General features: G+C 68.4%; 13 protein-coding genes. 4 read left to right on the forward strand and 9 right to left on the reverse strand.

What is annotated here, in order from left to right; genetic code table 11:
- The 5 genes from ACVCAG_RS40835 to ACVCAG_RS40855 form a co-directional block, all read right to left on the reverse strand.
- Window positions 1–197, reverse strand: a 197-nt coding sequence (locus tag ACVCAG_RS40835; RefSeq protein WP_440088530.1) for an ATP-binding cassette domain-containing protein, incomplete at its 3' end; no start/stop codon positions are given.
- Entirely contained in the window at window positions 194–1,375 is a 1,182-nt protein-coding gene (locus ACVCAG_RS40840; RefSeq protein ID WP_440088531.1) for an ROK family protein, read from the reverse strand. The genes ACVCAG_RS40840 and ACVCAG_RS40835, both read right to left, overlap by 4 nt.
- Before the next feature lie 133 nt (window positions 1,376–1,508).
- Window positions 1,509–4,967, reverse strand: a complete 3,459-nt coding sequence (locus ACVCAG_RS40845) for a ThuA domain-containing protein (protein WP_440088533.1) — start codon at window positions 4,965–4,967, stop codon at window positions 1,509–1,511.
- An 837-nt stretch (window positions 4,968–5,804) separates the two neighbouring features.
- Window positions 5,805–6,428 (reverse strand): NAD(P)H:quinone oxidoreductase, encoded by a 624-nt coding sequence (wrbA, locus tag ACVCAG_RS40850; protein WP_440088535.1) that lies wholly within the window; start codon window positions 6,426–6,428, stop codon window positions 5,805–5,807.
- Window positions 6,429–6,905: 477 nt separating this feature from the next.
- Window positions 6,906–7,709 carry an SDR family oxidoreductase gene (locus tag ACVCAG_RS40855; RefSeq protein ID WP_440088537.1) on the reverse strand — a complete coding sequence of 268 codons (804 nt, stop codon included), beginning with the start codon at window positions 7,707–7,709 and terminating at the stop codon, window positions 6,906–6,908.
- Window positions 7,710–7,823: 114 nt separating this feature from the next.
- Between ACVCAG_RS40855 and ACVCAG_RS40860 the strand changes: the two genes are divergently transcribed.
- Window positions 7,824–8,315, forward strand: a complete 492-nt coding sequence (locus ACVCAG_RS40860; protein WP_440088538.1) for a MarR family transcriptional regulator — start codon at window positions 7,824–7,826, stop codon at window positions 8,313–8,315.
- A gap of 156 nt (window positions 8,316–8,471) precedes the next feature.
- Here the strand turns inward: ACVCAG_RS40860 and ACVCAG_RS40865 are convergent, their stop codons facing one another.
- The gene (locus ACVCAG_RS40865; RefSeq protein WP_440088539.1) at window positions 8,472–9,368 is read right to left on the reverse strand and encodes an SDR family NAD(P)-dependent oxidoreductase; all 897 of its coding nucleotides are present in this window, start codon (window positions 9,366–9,368) and stop codon (window positions 8,472–8,474) included.
- A gap of 339 nt (window positions 9,369–9,707) precedes the next feature.
- Here ACVCAG_RS40865 and ACVCAG_RS40870 point away from each other — a divergent pair, with 339 nt between their 5' ends.
- A complete protein-coding gene (locus ACVCAG_RS40870) occupies window positions 9,708–10,766 on the forward strand; it encodes an NAD(P)H-dependent amine dehydrogenase family protein (RefSeq protein WP_440088540.1) in 1,059 nt (352 codons plus the stop codon).
- 361 nt (window positions 10,767–11,127) lie between these two features.
- Here the strand turns inward: ACVCAG_RS40870 and ACVCAG_RS40875 are convergent, their stop codons facing one another.
- From ACVCAG_RS40875 to ACVCAG_RS40885, 3 genes are all read right to left on the reverse strand, one after another.
- Window positions 11,128–11,634, reverse strand: a complete 507-nt coding sequence (locus ACVCAG_RS40875) for a flavin reductase (protein ID WP_440088541.1) — start codon at window positions 11,632–11,634, stop codon at window positions 11,128–11,130.
- Between the two features lie 118 nt (window positions 11,635–11,752).
- Window positions 11,753–12,274: an NAD(P)H-dependent oxidoreductase gene (locus ACVCAG_RS40880; protein WP_440088542.1), complete on the reverse strand. Its 522-nt coding sequence runs from the start codon at window positions 12,272–12,274 to the stop codon at window positions 11,753–11,755.
- Entirely contained in the window at window positions 12,271–13,053 is a 783-nt protein-coding gene (locus tag ACVCAG_RS40885; protein ID WP_440088543.1) for an ATP-binding cassette domain-containing protein, read from the reverse strand. The genes ACVCAG_RS40880 and ACVCAG_RS40885 overlap by 4 nt, the downstream gene beginning before the upstream one ends.
- 318 nt (window positions 13,054–13,371) lie before the next feature.
- Between ACVCAG_RS40885 and ACVCAG_RS40890 the strand changes: the two genes are divergently transcribed.
- Both ACVCAG_RS40890 and ACVCAG_RS40895 read left to right on the forward strand, forming a co-directional pair.
- A complete protein-coding gene (locus ACVCAG_RS40890; RefSeq protein ID WP_440088545.1) occupies window positions 13,372–14,265 on the forward strand; it encodes a glutathione S-transferase C-terminal domain-containing protein in 894 nt (297 codons plus the stop codon).
- Between the two features lie 217 nt (window positions 14,266–14,482).
- On the forward strand, window positions 14,483–17,020 hold the full coding sequence (locus ACVCAG_RS40895) for a glycoside hydrolase family 9 protein (RefSeq protein WP_440088546.1): 2,538 nt from the start codon (window positions 14,483–14,485) through the stop codon (window positions 17,018–17,020).
- Window positions 17,021–17,062 lie beyond the last annotated feature (42 nt).

The raw sequence follows: 17,062 nt of genomic DNA on the forward strand, positions 1-17,062 counted from the left end.
GGCTGGTGAGCGCCCGCCAGAGTCTTGATCAGCGTGGACTTCCCGGCGCCGTTCTGGCCGAGCAGGCAGTGCACCTCTCCGGGCAGCACTTCCAGGTCGACGCCGTCGAGGGCGCGCACTCCGGGGAACTGCTTGACGATCCCGCGCATGAGGAGCAGGGGGTTGGCTTCTGACATGGGGCCTCGCTGGTTCATCATGGGGCCGAGAGGACGTGGTCGCTGCTGAGCCTGGCCGCGCCGACCACGCCGGCGTCGGGTCCGAGCTCCGAGAGCACGATGGGCAGGTTGCCGGTCGCCAGGGGCAGCGACCGGCGGTAGACGACACTTCTGATCTCCGCCAGGAGGACGTGACCCAGCTGGGCCACTCCTCCCGCGATGATCACGAGGCCGGGGTTGAAGAAGCTGACGAGGCCGGCCAGCACCGTGCCGACCCTGCGCCCGCCGTCGCGGATGAGCCGTACCGCCTCGGCGTCGCCCATCTCGGCGGCCTTGGCGACGTCCTCGGCGGTGAGGGTGCCCGTCAGGTCGAGGCGCCGGCTCAGGTAGGCCGAGCGCCCGGCGATGGCCGTGGCCTCCCTGGCGAGGGCGGTCCCGCCGAAGTAGGCCTCCAGGCAGCCGACGTTGCCGCAGGCGCAGACGGGACCCTGGTCGTCGACGCGGATGTGGCCGATGTCGCCGGCGCTGCCGGAGACACCGCGGTAGATCTTGCCGTCCACCACGATGCCGCAGCCGATGCCGGTGCCGATCTTGACGAGCAGGAAGTCGTCCACCTGCCTGGCCAGCCCCGAGTGGAGCTCGCCGAGGGCCATGATGTTGACGTCGTTGTCGACCACGGCGGGGCAGCCAAGGGCCTGGCCGACCGCCTCCCTGACGGGAAAGCGGTCCCAGCCGGGCATGATCGGGGGCGCCACCGGCACCCCCTCGCGGAAGCTGACCGGCCCTGGGAGGCCGATCCCCGCGCCGTACAGCTGGGTGAACAGGCCCTGCTCGCCCAGCTTGGCGATCATCTCCATGGCCTGGTCGAGCACGGCCGCCGGACCGTCGCGCACGTCGCACCGCTCGCTCAGGTGGCCGAGGATCTCCATCTCGCCGTCGGTGACGGCCACGTCGATGGAGGTCGCGCCGATGTCGATCCCGGCGAAGCGGAGATCTCCGGAGATCCGCACCAGGCCGGACCTGCGCCCGCCGCGTGAGGCCGCCAGCCCGGCCTGCTCGGCCAGGCGCAGCTCGACGAGCCGGTCGAGTTCCAGGTTGAGCCGGGAGCGCGACAGGGCGGCCACGTCGCCGAGTTCGGCGCGCGACCGCGCCCCCTCGCGCAGCAGCCGGAGCAACGCGGCCTGGTACGCGTTCTCCGGCCGGACGACGGTCCGCTTCACTACACACCCTCCCTGTTCCGAGCAGGTGTGCAGAAGCTAACCCTCTTTAGACCAGTTTGTGAATCACTTTTACCTAACAGTTCGCCGACTTTTGCCTCAATCGGCAAAAGTCGGCGAACTTGACCATGTCGGGTCAGCTGATCCGGGTGAGCCTCCACTGCTGGTTGGTGGCGGTGCCGCAGGTGGCCTGGGTCAGTTGCGTGCCGTTGGCCGTCGAGGCGCCGGGCACCTCAAGGCAGAGATTGCTGGCGGCCGAGGCGATCCTGTAGGTGCCGTTGGACCCGGCGGTGAACCTCCACTGCTGGTTGGCGGCATTGTGGCAGGTCCACTGGATGATCAGCCCACCCGGCGAGGTGGAGCCGCCGTTCACGTCCAGGCACTTGCTGCTCTGGACTCCGGTGAGGGTGAAGGCGCCGCCGGCCGCGGCGGTGAACCTCCACCGCTGGTTGGTGCCGGTGCCGGCCGTCCACTGGACCACTCTGGCCCCGTCTGCCGTCGACTGGCCCTCGACGTCGGCCGCCTTGGAGCTGTGCGCGGCGACCAGGGTGTAGACGCCGCCGGCCACCGGCCCGGTCGGTCCTCCTGTCGTGTTCAGGGTGAAGGAGTCGAGGTCGAACTGGTTCGCCGCGGAGGGCTTGAACACCAGGAACAGCGGGTGGCTGCCGGACAGCGCCGTCACGGATGTGGCGGCCGTCTGCTGGTAGGTGTCCCAGCCTCCGGTGCTCGGCACGGTCGTGGTGGACAGCAGCTGCCCGGTGGGCGAGTCTGCGCGCAGCTCGATGGTGCCGCCGCCCGACGGCGAGGACAGCCGGTAGGACACCGACGTGATCCCCTGGACGCTCATCGGCGAGAAGGAGATCCAGTCGTTGCCGGAGATGTCCCCGACGCGCTTGCCGGCCTGCGCGCCGGCCTGCTCGACGACCCGGACCCCGGAGGAGCCGGTGAAGTACTCGGCCTGCTTCTGGCGGGGCTGCAGGATCAGGTTGGCGGTGTTGGACAGGCCGCCCGCGTCGGTGTAGGTCGCGGTCAGCACGTAGAAGGTGTTGGCGTCGGCGTCGTGTCCGGAGTTCGTGGTCACGACGGTCCCCGAGCACCCGGTGAACTGGCCCGTGTCATGGCTGTGGGTGTCGTGGCCCAGCGCCGTGACCACCCTGACCTTGGAGCAGTCGATCGTGCCGTCCTCGGGGTCGGTGACGGTCACCGTGTACGGGACCGAGTCACCGAAGTTGATCGTCGTGCCGTCGGGCGGCGAGCCGAACCGTACGACCGGCGCGGTGTTGCCGACCGTGATGGGCACCGTCGCCGAGCCGCTCTTGCCCGACGTGTCGGTGATCGTGAGCTTGGCGGTGTAGGTGCCGTTGGAGGTGTAGGTGAACGAGGGGTTCGCCGCGGTGGAGTCGGTCGAGCCGTTGCTGGTGAAGTCCCACGCGTAGGTGAAGGCGTCGCCGTCGGGGTCGGAGGAGCCGGCCGAGGAGAACTGGACGGTGAGCGGGGCCTGGCCGGAGGTGGGCGTCCCGCCCGCCTTGGCGATCGGGGAGCGTGAGCCGCCGTTGATGTAGTCGATGCGGTAGACGCCGTCGTCGGGGTTGGTGCCGCCGTAGCCGACGCCCCACTCGATCAGGTACATCGCGCCGTCGGGGCCGAACTTCATGTCCAGCGGTGACCTGAACCCGAGGTTGGACAGGAAGCGGTTGGTCTTCAGGACGTTGCCGCTGCCGTCCAGCCGCATCTCCATCAGGTAGTTGCGGCTCCACTCGTAGAAGAACGGGGTGTCGTCGAAGTAGGAGGGGAACTTCGTCTCCGAGGGGTTGGCCGCGTCGTAGTGGTAGAACGGGCCACCCATCGGAGCCGCGCCGCCGCCGTTGCCCATCTCCGGCCACTCGTTCACGAGGTGGTAGTTGTACCAGACGTTGGCGGGCTTGACCGCGGGCAGGTTCGTCATGCCCGTGTTGTTGGGCGAGTTGTTCACCGGCGCCGAGCAGTTGAACTTCGCCCCCGAGGTGTTCGTGGCGAAGTTGTAGTCGTTGAACGGGATGTTGTTGCCCACGCAGTACGGCCAGCCGTAGAAGCCGGGCGACTTGATCAGGTTCCACTCCACGGTGCCCTCGGGCCCGCGGTTGGCGTTGGCCGATCCCGCGTCGGGGCCGTAGTCGGCCGCCGAGATCCAGCCGGTCTCCGAATCCACCGAGAAGCGGAACGGGTTACGGAAGCCCATCGCGTAGATCTCCGGGCGGGTCTGCGCGGTGCCCTGCGCGAACATGTTGCCCGAGGGGATCGTGTAGGTGCCGTTGGTCTCGGGGTGGATCCGCAGGATCTTGCCGCGCAGGTCGTTGGTGTTGGCGCTGGTCTTCTGCGCGTCGAAGTTGGCGCGGCCCGAACGCTCGTCGATCGGCGAGTACCCGTCGGAGGCGAAGGGGTTGATGTCGTCGCCGACGCCGATGTAGAGGTTCCCGCCGGGCCCGAAGGTGAGATACCCGCCGGTGTGCCCCGGCTCGTCGACCCTGGTGGCCGGGATGGCCAGAAGCTTCTTCTCGCTGGACAGATCCAGGCTGTCACCGGCGCTGTTGAGGGTGAACCGGGAGACCTGGTTGATCGCCGCGGAACCGGTGGGCGAGTAGTTGAGGTAGACCCAGCGGTTGGTCGCGAAGTTCGGATCCAGGGCGATGCCGATCAGCCCGTCCTCACCGCCGGTGTAGACGCTCAGCGTGCCGGTGGTCACGATCTGGCCGTTGCTCTTGCGGACCAGCATGAGCTTGCCGGAGCGGGCGATGTAGTAGACGTCGCCGTTGGGGGCGATGTCCAGGCCCATCGGCTGGTCGGGCGCGCCGTCGAGCGTCACCTTCTGGTACCGGTTCCACACGGTGCCGCCGCAGTCGCCCGCGGCGTTGCCGGCCGCCCACTTGACGCCGCCGAGCACGTGCTGGCGGAAGTTGGCCTCGTTGTAGGAGGCGCTCTCGTGGCCCATCGCGGTCGCCCACACGCGCCCGCCCTCGGTGGTGCGGCACCAGGAGATCGGGTGGTCGGGGCCCATCCTGCTGCCGCCGGCGTCGTAGGTGCTCTCGTCGGCGGCGACCAGGACGTGGACGTCGCCGCGCATGTTCTTGCTGAAGTTGTACCACTCCTCGGTACGGACCCAGCGGTCGGGCAGGCCCACGGTGGAGGGGTGCTTCTTGTCCAGGACCTTGGCGGTGCCCTGCAAGATGGACGAGTGCGCGGTCATGTGCGCGCCGCCCAGGACGAGCTGGTCCCACCAGGGGAACTGGGTCTCGACGTTCATGTCGGTGGTGTTGTGGATCGCCACGATCCCACCGCCGTCGTTGACGAACTTCTGGGTGGCCTGACGCTGGGCGTCGTTGTCCCAGACCATGCCGGAGTTCTGCAGCATGATGATCGCGTCGAAGGTGGCCAGGTTCGCGTCGTTGAACGAGGAGGAGTTGGCCGACTGGACGACCTCGAAGTCGTTGGCGGCGGCGAGCTGCTGGACCATCGTGATGCCGGTCGGGATCGAGGCATGCACGTAGTCGGCGGTCTCGGTGAACAGCAGCACCCGGAAGGCGGCCGCCTTCGCGGCTCCCGCGTTCGCCGGAGACATCGACAAACCGGAGACCACGGATAACAAGAGCAGGATCGGGACCATTAAGGCGGTGAGCGGGCGGCGCATGGAATCTCCTGGGGGGGAACGAGAAGGACATGCGAAACGGACCGGGCGGCCTGGGCGGGCATGCCGGAAGATCAGGAGGAAGATGGTGGGCGAGCCGGTTGCGGCACCGGCAGAGTGGTACAAATCTCGAAATCTGCTGATTTCTAGCTTATTTCCTCCTCATTTCAGGATGGTAGGGACGAGTTCTGCCGACCGTCAAGCAAAAGATTGCTCTTGTCAAGCAGAACCTCTCACCCGTACTGCGAAAGCGGCCACGGTCCCCCCGACCCCTTCCGCCCGTCCTACCGGGCAATTCATCTGATTTCCACAACCTCAGCGCACCGTCCGGACCGTTCCACAATCGCCGGAAGTCACCATGAACCTTTCATGTGACGAACCTTCGAGCAGCGAAAAGGGCGCCCCACATCAGTTCGAACAGCAGAAGTGGTTTTTGGTGTTTCGTGGCTGTCCGTTCCTGTACGAGAAGTTTGTCACTCGGTTCGTCACCAAGGAGGCTGCCGCTGGTCGACCCGGTCGGTGGATTGCACAGCTCAGCGGCTTCTTCTCCTGAGGAGCTCTCCTCCTTGTGATCACCTCCCGGAAAGGTGCGCTCGCGATGCGGCCCGCCGCACCGCGCCACCTCGGTTTCCTTGCGTCGCAGCGCCACCACCCCTTTCGGGCGCCGGTCGAGACCGGCGCCCGCTCCGGTGGCAGGCCTGGCGCGTTCCAGGACACCTTCCTGGGGCTCTTCCGCTCCGTGCGGCCGGCAATCGCCGAAAGAGCCGTCCGTCAGGCCGCGTTTCCTCGCTTGAGCGCCCGCCCGATCCGCACGACACGTTCGGCCTGGTGGCGGGCGGCGTTGCGGGTGTCATTGTCGATCGAGCCCAGGTCGGGGCCGAACACCGCGTGGTGTGAGGTGCCGTACGGGTTGCCGTCGACGTACTTGACGGGGTCGGTGTAGCCGGGCGGCGCGATCAGGCCACCGAAGTGGTAGATGCTGTTGTAAATGGCGAGCAAGGTCGACTCGTGCCCACCGTGACGGGTGCCGGTCGAGGTGAAGGCGCTGTAGACCTTGTCGGCCAGCGCATTCGTCTGCCAGAGGGGAGACAACGTGTCGATGAACTGCTTCAGCTGAGCGGCGACGTTGCCGAACCGGGTCGGTGAGCCGAAGATGACGGCGTCCGCCCAAGAGACGTCGTCAAGGCTCGGAGCCGGCACCTCGGCGGTGGCCGCGTGGTGGGCGGCCCAGAGCGGATTCGAGTCGATCACGGTCTGCGGTGCCAGCTCGGGTACTTTGCGGACGCGGACATTCGCACCGGCGGCCTCAGCCGCTTCGGCCATTTCCTTGGCGATCGCCGTTCCGGTGCCCGTCGAGGAGTAGTAGATCACGGCAAGGTTGACGATATCGGACATGGTTGGTCCTCTCTTGTGAAGGGTTCAGGAATTCGTGATGTGCCGGGCGGCTGCGCGGCTGATCTGCGGTATGCGGAAAAAAGCCCGCGGTCGAGGGTTCCGGCCAGTTCGCTCCGATGGGCGAGACCTGGGGAGAAGGGCCGGTCACCCGCGGCATCCGGCCGGGCACGCGGGCGGCACGGTTCACATCGTTGCGTCGTTATTTCCGCGTCTCGGCGTTCCGACGTCTTGCTGAGCGGTCATGGGGTCTGCTGATCCATGACCAACGGATCATGACCTGCATGGCACGCATTTCGTATCCGACGATGTCCCCCTTGGATGTGATCCGCGGTGGCGGGGGCATTCGCACGCCCTCCGGCGAGAACAGCTCGCATCGTCGATGCGGATCCGAACAGGGAACTCTCGGGCATGGTCACCGAGTTCACCCGGACGTCCCTTGACGGTGGTCGTGGTCCAGGCGGTCGTGCGCCCGGCTGCTCAGGCTCCGGCCAGTTTGCGACGATCCGAGAGCGTCGGCAGGTGACCGGTCGTTCCACCGTCGACGTTGATCCGCTGGCCGGTGATGAACTTCGACTCGTCGGACGCGAGGAAAACGACCGCGTTGGCCACATCGGCTTGTTCTCCGACGTACGCGAGCATCTGGGAGTCGAGCACCAGCTTCACCGGCGCGACGTCCTCCAGGGGGTGTGCGCCACCGGGCGCCTCCGGTGCGGCGGGCGGCGGGATCAGCCCCGGAGCCACCGCGTTGCAGCGGATGCCGAGATGGCCGAACGAGGTGGCGATGGACTTCGTCAAGTAGTCGATCGCCGCTTTGCTCGTGCCGTACGAGACCAGCGCGAGGTCTCCGCCTGCGGCCTGAACCGACGAAGTGTTGATGATCGATCCACCCCCGGCTTCGGCCATCAGGGGGATCGCGTGCTTGCTGCCGAGGAAGACGCTGACCATGTTCACCTCCAAGGTCCGCATCAGGTAGTCACGGCTGACACCCACCACGTCGGTGTCCTGTTTGATCCAGTCGCTGCCTACCAATCCGGCGTTGTTCCACAGCACATCGAGCCCGCCGTAGGTCTCCTTGGCGAATGCCACGACTCCTGCGATGTCGTTCTCGACGCTGACGTCACCGCCGTACGGCGCGACGTCGAAGCCCTCCCCCACGAGCTCCTTCGCCCGCTCGTGGACGGACGAAGACAGGTCCATCATCACCACGCGTGCCCCCTCGGCCGCCATGGCCCGCGCTCCCGCGAACCCAAGGCCGCCCGCGGCACCGGTGACGATCGCCACCTTGCCCTTCAAACGGTCCATCTATCTCCTCCTCGCGAAGTAGTTGAAATTTCAGCACCTTCTCCTACGCTAGCATAAGGTGCTGAAATTTCAACTAACTCGTGCGAGGTCGAGATGACGGAGACCCGGTGGCTTGACGAGGAGGAGCAGCGGACGTGGCGCAGCTTCCTGATCGCCAGCAGGCTGTTGTTCGATCGGCTGGAACGAGACCTGAAGGAGGAGGCGGATCTCTCCTTCACCTACTACGAGATCCTCACCCGGCTTTCGGAAGCGCCCGGGCGCTCGATGCGGATGGCCAACCTCGCGGCCGCGTGTGTCTTCGACCGCAGCAGGCTGAGCCACGCGGTCGACCGGCTGGTGCGCGACGGCTGGGTCCGCCGGGTGCCGTCTCCCTCGGACGCGCGTGGCCAGCTGGCGGAACTCACCGACGAAGGCATGGAGCAGGTCCGGCGGGCCGCCCCCCGCCACGCCGAGCAGGTTCGGGCACTCATGTTCGACCGCCTCACCCGTGAGCAGCAAGAGTCCTTGCGGGAGATCAGCGAGGCGCTGGCCACCGGGATGGTCGACGTGCGGAAGCTCATCACGATGGGCTGGCCGTCGCAGTGACGCCCGCGAAGCCTCGGACGGAAGAGCCGGCCCGCGCCGAGGGGATTCACCCCCCGCCCCCTTCGACGCGAAAGAAAAGGGCGCCCTCGAAACGAGAACGCCCTCGAACGTCCGGCCGTCACGACCACGGCGGCCACCGCGGCCGGTACGTGACCGTCAAAGCATGGCCTTCATCGAGGCGGTCGCCTGCCGCCCGAGAGTGGTCGGGGTCAGGTACGGCTGCTCGGCGAGGATCGCCTCCCAGTTGTCCCGGATGTCCTCCACCGTGTGGTCGTCCTGCCGCCAGCCGGGTCCCTCGGCCACGAACACCCGGGCGATCCGGCCGCCGCCGACGCTGAAGACCTCGCCGCTGGTCTCGCAGGCCTCGTGCGCCAGGAAGGTCACCAGGGCGCTGACCCGCTCGGCGGTGAATTTGGCCTCGAACTCGGCGGGCAGGATCTCCTCGGTCATCCGGGTCCAGGCGATCGGCGCGATCGCGTTGGCCTTGATCCCGGCTTTGGCGCCCTCGATACCGAGCGTCTTGGTGAGGCCGACCAGGCCCATCTTGGCGGTGGAGTAGTTGGCCTGGCCGAAGTTGCCGAACAGCCCGGCGGGCGAGGAGGTGTTGATGATCCGGCCGTACCCCTGCTCCTTGAGGTACGGGAACGCCGCCCGGCTGACCAGGAACGAGCCGCGGACGTGGACGGCGAGGACCTGGTCGAACTCCTCGACGCTGATCTTGCCGAAGGACTTGTCCCGCAGGATGCCGGCGTTGTTGACGACGATGTCCAGCCGCCCGTAGGTGTCGATCGCGGTCCCCACGATCGCCTGGGCCCCCTCGGGGGTCGCGACGTTGTCGGTGTTGGCGGTCGCCTCCCCGCCGTTCTTCCTGATCAGCTCGACCACCTCGGCGGCCGGGCCCGCGGAGGCGCCGGTGCCGTCCAGTGCCCCGCCCAGGTCGTTGACCACCACCTTGGCGCCGCGCTCGGCGAGCGACAGCGCGTGCGAGCGGCCGAGTCCGTGCCCGGCGCCGGTGATGACCGCGACCCTGCCGTCAAACCGCAGCTCTGACATCCGCAACCCTCCCACGAGAACATAATTCTAGTCGTTTGAACAATAGCTCGCCCGGCCCTCGTGATGCCATGGGGATCCTCGGGACACCGCCTGCGAAATCACCGGGACGACATCCGCCGAACCATGACGAACCGTCGGCGGGACCTTCCCGGCACCGGTCCGGCCCATGAAAAGAAAGGCGTGGAGTGGTAACAAAAAACGCGTGGGATCATTGCGGATAGTAAGCACACGTGTTAATTTCTGCTAAAGTTTTTGCCCCACACGGGCGAGGGTCAACGACGACACCCCTCACTTTTTCCTAGTACGGCCCCGCCCAATATTTTGGGCTGGAGGCCCTATATGTCCTTATCGCCGCCCCTGCGCGTGGTCCAGTGGGCCACGGGCGCCGTCGGCAGATACTCCCTGCGCAGCGTGATCACCCGGCCGGAGTTCGAACTGGCCGGAGTCCTGGTCTACGACCCGGACAAGGTAGGACAGGACGCGGGGACCCTCGTGGGGCTCCCCGAGGCCGGTGTCACCTGCACCGACGACGTCGAGGAGATTCTCGCCACGGAGGCCGACTGCGTGCTGCACATGCCGCTGCCGGCGTCCTACTTCGGCGGGGAGTATCCGAGCGACGTGGAGACCATCTGCGCACTGCTCGCCGCCGGCAAGAACGTCATCACCACCACCGGGTTCGTGTATCCCAAGTGCTACGGCCCGGGGGTGGTGGAGCGCCTGGAGGCCGCCTGTCGCGCGGGGGGCACGTCCCTGCACGGCACCGGCGTCAACCCCGGTTTCATAAGCGACATCCTGCCGCTCACGCTGACCGGCCTGTCCAGCCGCGTCGACCACATCTACGTCCGGGAGTCGTCCGACTTCCGGGGGCACCCGTCCCGGCAGATCGTGGTGGACCTGTTCGGCTTCACGCGTTCGGCCAAGGACTACGTCGCCGCCGTGCGCCCCTTCCGCGCCTTCCAGCGCTCGCTGTTCGCCGAGAGCGTCCAGTTCGTGGCCGACAACCTCGGTGTGGCCCTCGACGAGGTCGAGGAGAGCGACGAGTTCGAGCTCGCGTCCGAGGAGTTCGAGATCAGCGCGGGGCTGGTCAGGGCGGGCACCGTGTGCGCGTCCCGCTGGATGTTCAGCGGGCTGGTCCGCGGCCGTCCCTTCATGACGGTGGAGTGCGTCTACAAGGCCGACGCCACCCGGGTGGAACGCTGGGCCGATCCCGGCTTCAGCGTCCACATCGAGGGGGTGCCCCAGCTGATGCTCACCGTGGACGAGATCTCGCACGGTCTGGCCGGCGCCGCCGCCCACGCCGTGAACTCCGTCGCCGCCCTCTGCGCCGCCCCACCGGGCATCCGCACCGCGGTGGAGCTCCCCCTGGCCACCGGCCGGGGCACCGTCCGCCTCGCCTGAGGATCCTCCTCGGCCCCCCTCCGAGGCATCCCCCGCGTGGACACTCCACGGCTCCGCCCCGCGGCGGGCCGGACGAGCCGCATGATGAGCCTGAGTACGACAGATAGAAGTCTCATCCACGACAACTGGCATATGTAATGCCATAAGTGAGAAATCGCGGCAATCAACATTTCATTCAACAAACGGATCTGCGGGCCTCCGCGCGTGCGCCAATGCGCCGGCCGGCCGCGACACCTCCGGTTCCCGCGCCGCGTTCCCCCTCCCGCGCCGGCCGCGGCACCCGCGAGGAACGCTCCGGCGCGGACGTCCCCCGCGAGATCGGCCGGAGGGTTCCCGCGGGATCAGGAGGGATCGAGAGGGGTCAGGGGTGCGGGGTGAAGCGCCCGAAGCGGCCCTGGTGATACAGGAGCGGGCGTCCGCCGGGTTCGAGGCTGGTCTCGATCACGAGTCCGACGACCAGGACGTGGTCGCCGATGTCGACGGTGGAGTGGGGAGCGCAGATCAGGTGGGCCGAGACGCCCTCCAGCAGCGGGACGCCCAGGTGCCCGGGGGTCCAGGAGGTGGGGGCGGCGAAGCGGTCGACGCCCTTCCTGGCGAAGCGCGAGGCCACCTCGGCCTGGTCGCTGGCCAGCACGTTCACCGCGAAGTGGTCCGCCTGCCTGAGCCAGGGCCAGGTGGTCGAGGACTGGTCCACGTAGAAGGAGACCAGCGGGGGCGCGAGGCTGACGGATGAGAACGAGGTCGCCGTGAGGCCGACCGGCATGCCCTCGACCTGAGCGGTGACGACGACGACTCCCGCCGCGTGGACGGCAAGCGCCTGCCGGAAACGCTCCGCGTCGACCGCTCTGCCGGACAGTGTCTCGGTCATGCCGCCTCGCTTAGGACTGTGTGGGTTACTGTGAAGATGATCCACTTGGTCACTTTTTCCCCTTTAAGGAACAAAGGACACTACTCAAAACCCGTAGGGGTCTCTATCTCTTCCCGCGTCACGCGAGAGCCCTTTTCCCGAGTGCCGCGATCACCTGCGGGCCGACCCGGTCGGCCCAGGGACCGAGGGCGGCGTCGAGGTCGGGAATCTGCGACTCCAGCAGCGCGAGGCCCGGGGTGGGCACCGTCGCCCCCAGCTCCACCAGCAGCGGGCGGAAATGGACCTCCACCGCCAGCGAGTGCCTGGCGTCCCCCATCACCAGGAGCGGCAGCGCGACGGCCGAGGCGAGCGCGCCGCCCGGCAGCCGGTCGAGGAACACCTTGAGCAGGCCGGTGTAGGTGGCCTTGTAGGTCGGGCTCGCCACCACCAGCACGTCGGCTCCGGCCACCAGTTCCAGCGCGGCCCTCACCTCCGGCGCCGTCCCCGGGGCGAACAGCAGCGGGGCCAGGGCCGCCAGGTCGACGACCTCGGGAGCCTCCCCGTCCCCGATCCGCCGGGCGACGGCCTCCGCCGCCCGGACGGCCACCCCGTGGGTGCGCGATCCGGGCCGCGGATTTCCCACCACGGTCACGATGCTCATGAGGCCACCGGCGCTTCCTGGTCGACGTCGGAACGGAGAAGCTTCCACACCTCGTGTCGGTACTCCCCGAAGCGGGAACCGCCCCTCGGATCTCCCTCGCGGGGGCCGAGATCCACCTCGACGGTCCGCCCGATCCGGCCGGGCCGGGACGTCATGACCGCGACCCTCCGGCCGAGGTAGACGGCCTCGTCGATGCTCCGGGTGGCGAACAGGATCGTCGTACCGGTCCTCTCCCAGATCCGCACCAGTTCCTCCTGGAGGGACTCCCTGGTCCCGGCGTCCAGCGCGGAGAACGGCTCGTCCAGCAGCAGCACGGCCGGATCCGCGGCCAGGCTCCTGGCGACGGCCACGCGCTGGGGCATCCCGAGGGAGAGCTCGTGGGGATAACGGTCACCGAACTCGCCCAGCCCCACCAGGTCCAGATACTCCCTGGCCAGCTCGGCGCGCTCCCCCTTCGTGGCGGCCCTGCCCTCCAGCGCGAACTCGATGTTGGACAGTGCCGTGCGCCAGGGGAACAACGCGTACTGCTGCAGGACGATCCCCCGGCCGAGACCGGGGCCGTCGAGGGGGACGCCGTCCAGCAGGATCCGGCCGGTGGTCGGCGCGGCCAACCCGGCGATCAGGTCGAGGAGGGTGGACTTGCCGCAGCCGCTCGGCCCGACCAGGGTGAGGAGCTCTCCCTCCCGTACGTCGAGGTTGACGTCGTCGAGGGCGGCGAAGGAGCGGTGGGTGTCGCGGCCGGTGAACTCCTTGCCGACCCCCTGGATCCGGAGCCTCACCGGACACCTCCCGGAAAGGCGCGGGCGGGGATGACGGGACCGGCGAGGAGGGGGATGGGGACATGTCTGATCATGATCACGAGATGCGTCCTATGCGTCCTGTGAGGTGTGGGATGGGACGGCGGGTGGATTCATGATCACGGACACTGTGCGCTGAACACGCGGCAGAGGTCGACGTGCGCGCACCGAGTCAGATAGATGCCCATACCGGAGAAGCTACGCACCACTTCGCGGTAAGTCAATATTTCCTACTGGTTGTACATGGAATACCTCGGCGGAGCGGGTGCCCTCACGGCCGGGGTCCCGTACCGTCGAAGCATGAAGCTGGAAAAGGAGATCTCCGGCGGCGGTCGCTTCGAGAGGCAGCCGAACCGGTTCACGACGCGGATCGAGGCGGGCGGCGAGCACCCGCCGGAGCCCGGCCGCTACCAGATCTACGCCTCCTACGCCTGCCCGTGGGCGCACCGCTCCCTCATCGTCCGTGAGCTGCTGGGCCTGCGGGAGGTGGTCGGGGTGACGATCGTCGACCCGATCAGGGACGAGAAGGGCTGGCGGATCCCCGGGGGCGACCCGGTGACCGGGGTGGAGTACCTCTCCGAGCTCTACCTGGCGACCGACCCCGGCTACGAGGGCCGCTACACGGTGCCCTGCGTCTGGGACGTCGCCGCCGGGCGCCTGGTCACCAACGACTACCCGCAGATCACCCTCACCCTGGAAACGGCCTTCGCGCCCTGGCACGCCGAGGGCGCCCCCGACCTCTATCCCGAGGAACTGCGCGAGGAGATCGACGCGCTCAACGAGGTGATCTTCCACGGCCTCAACAACGGCGTCTACCGGGCCGGGTTCGCCCGCTCGCAGGAGGCGTACGACGAGGCGGTCACCGAGGTGTTCGCCACGCTCGACCTGCTGGAGGAGCGGCTGTCCACCCGCCGATATCTGCACGGCGACGCGCTCACCGAGAGCGACGTGCGGCTCTACCCGACGCTCGCCAGGTTCGACGCCGTCTACAACTCGCACTTCAAGTGCTCGGTGCGGCGGCTGACCGACCACCCGGCCCTGTGGGCCTACGCCCGCGGCCTGTACGCCGTTCCCGCGTTCCGCGACACGACCGACTTCGATCAGATCAAGCGGCATTACTTCGTGACGCAGACGAACGTCAACCCGAGCGGGATCGTGCCCCGGGGGCCGGAGGTCGACTGGACCGCTCCCTGAGACGGACTCCGGGAGGGCCTGAAAGTTTCATCCGACAAATCGGTCATTCACCCGGTCGGCGGGTGGTCGGGGAGAGTGACCGGTTGACGGTGGGTGAAACGCGCTGGAAACATCGGGCACCCAGGTTGTGGGAGCGCTCCCACTTGGATCCCTCTGACGGGGATCCTCGGACCCAAGCTCCCGCAACCTGGCACCTCCCCCGCTCAAAGGACCCCCCGTGATCAGACCACCTGCCTGGCTCGCCCTCGCCACGGCCGCCGCCCTGGTGACCCTGACCCCCCTGCCCGCCGCCGCGGACGGCCCGGAACAGATCGTCAACGGCACCTTCGACACCGGCACGGCTCCCTGGTGGAGCACCGGCAACACCGCGCTGGAGGTCGAGGGCGGCCGTCTGTGCGCCGACATCCCCGGCGGCACCGCCAACCCCTGGGACGTCATCATCGGCCAGAACGACATCCCCCTGGTCAAGGACGAGACGTACGAGTTCTCCTTCTTCGGGACCGCCACGCCGGGCCGGGTGGCCAAGGCCCTCGTCCAGCTCCCGGTCGACCCCTACACGCAGTACCTGTCGGCCAACCCGGAGCTGAGCGTGTCCGGCAACGACTACCGCTACACCTTCACCTCGCCCGTGGACCTGCCGGGCGCGCAGGTGGCGTTCCAGCTTGGGGGCAGCGCCACCCCATGGAGGTTCTGCGTGGACAACGTCTCCCTCAAGGGCGGGGCCGAACCCGACGTCTACGAACCGGACACCGGGCCCCGCGTCCGGGTGAACATGGTCGGCTACCTGCCCTCGGGGCCGAAGAACGCCACCCTCGTCACCGAGAAGACGGAGCCGGTCGCCTGGAAGCTCAGGCGCGGCGGGGAGGGCGGGGAGGTCGTCGCCGAGGGCGACACCGTCCCGCGCGGCGTCGACGGGAGCTCCGGCCAGAACGTGCACTCGATCGACTTCGGCACGGTCACCGCCCCCGGCACCGGCTACACGCTGGAGGCCGACGGCGAGACCAGCCGCCCCTTCGACATCGGCGCGGACGTCTACGGCGACCTCAGGACCGACGCGCTGAAGTTCTACTACACCCAGCGCAGCGGCATCCCGATCCTCGACGAGCTCCGCCCCGGCTACGGAAGGCCCGCCGGCCACGTCGGGGTCGCCCCCAACCGGGGCGACGTCGAGGTGCCCTGCCAGCCGGGCGTCTGCGACTACACGCTGAACGTCAAGGGCGGCTGGTACGACGCGGGCGACCACGGCAAGTACGTCGTCAACGGCGGCATCTCCGTCCACCAGCTGATGTCCGCCTTCGAGCGCGCCAAGGCCGACGGCGTCCACAAGGACGGCGACCTCGACATCCCCGAGAGCGGCAACGAGGTGCCCGACATCCTCGACGAGGCCCGCTGGGAACAGGAGTTCCTGCTCAGCATGCAGGTCCCCGACGGCAAGCCGTACGCGGGGATGGCCCACCACAAGATCCACGACGCCGCGTGGACCGGCCTGCCCCTGCTGCCCCACCTGGACCCCCAGCCACGCGAGCTGCACCCGGTCTCCACCGCCGCCACCCTCAACCTGGCCGCCACCGCGGCCCAGGCGGCCCGCCTCTTCGCCCCATACGACGCCGCGTTCGCCGCGCGCAACCTCGCGGCGGCCAGGAAGGCGTGGGCGGCGGCGAAGGCGAACCCCGCGCGGTACGCGGACCCGGCGGACGGGGTGGGCGGCGGCGCCTACAACGACGACAACGTGACCGACGAGTTCTACTGGGCCGCCGCCGAGCTCTATCTCGCCACCGGCGAGAAGGAGTTCATGGACTACGTGCTCGCCTCACCGCACCACACCGGCGACATCTGGCGCGAGCGCGGCTTCGACTGGGGCAACACCGCCCAGCTCGGCCGCCTGCAGCTGGCCTCCGTGCCCAGCGCGCTCCCCGACCGGGCGCGGGTGCGCCAATCCGTCCTGGAGGGCGCGGACAAGTATCTCGCCGTCCAGAAGGCCCACCCGTACGGCGTTCCGTACAACCCGCCGGACTACGACTGGGGCTCCAACAACCTGGTGCTCAACAACATGGTCGTGATGGCCGTCGCCCACGACCTGAGCGGCGAGGCGAAATACCGCGACGGGGTGCTGGAGGGGCTCGACTACATCTTCGGGCGCAACGCCCTCAACCAGTCGTACGTGACCGGCTACGGCGAGGTCGCCTCGAAGAACCAGCACAGCCGCTGGTACGCCCACCAGCTCGACCCGTCCCTGCCCAACCCGCCGCGCGGCACCCTGGCCGGGGGCCCGAACTCCGCCATCCAGGACCCGGTGGCGCAGGCCAAGCTCCGGGGCTGCAAGCCCCAGTTCTGCTACATCGACGACATCGAGTCGTGGGCCACCAACGAGCTGACGATCAACTGGAACTCCCCGCTCTCCTGGATCGCCTCCTACCTCGCCACCCCCGCCGCCCCCGGCCCGTGCGAGGTCGCCTACACCAACCACGGCCAGTGGACCGGGGGGTTCACCACCCAGGTCACCATCACCAACACCGGCCCCAAGGCGATCGACGGCTGGACCCTCAGCTGGTCCTTCCTGGGCGGCCAGGCCGTCCGGAGACACTGGAGCGCGGACCTCGGCCAGGACGGCGCGACCGTGACGGCCAGGAACCTCACCTGGAACAAGACCATCAAGCCCGGCGGCTCGGTCACCTTCGGCTTCCTCGGCGCCGACGCCCCCGGACCCAACCCCAGACCGGAACGCTTCCTCCTCAACGGCACCCTCTGCACGTGACCGGCGCGGCTTGACGCCGTACGCCCATAATCGGAGGCCCGA

This window comes from Streptosporangium sp. G12 (assembly GCF_052983175.1).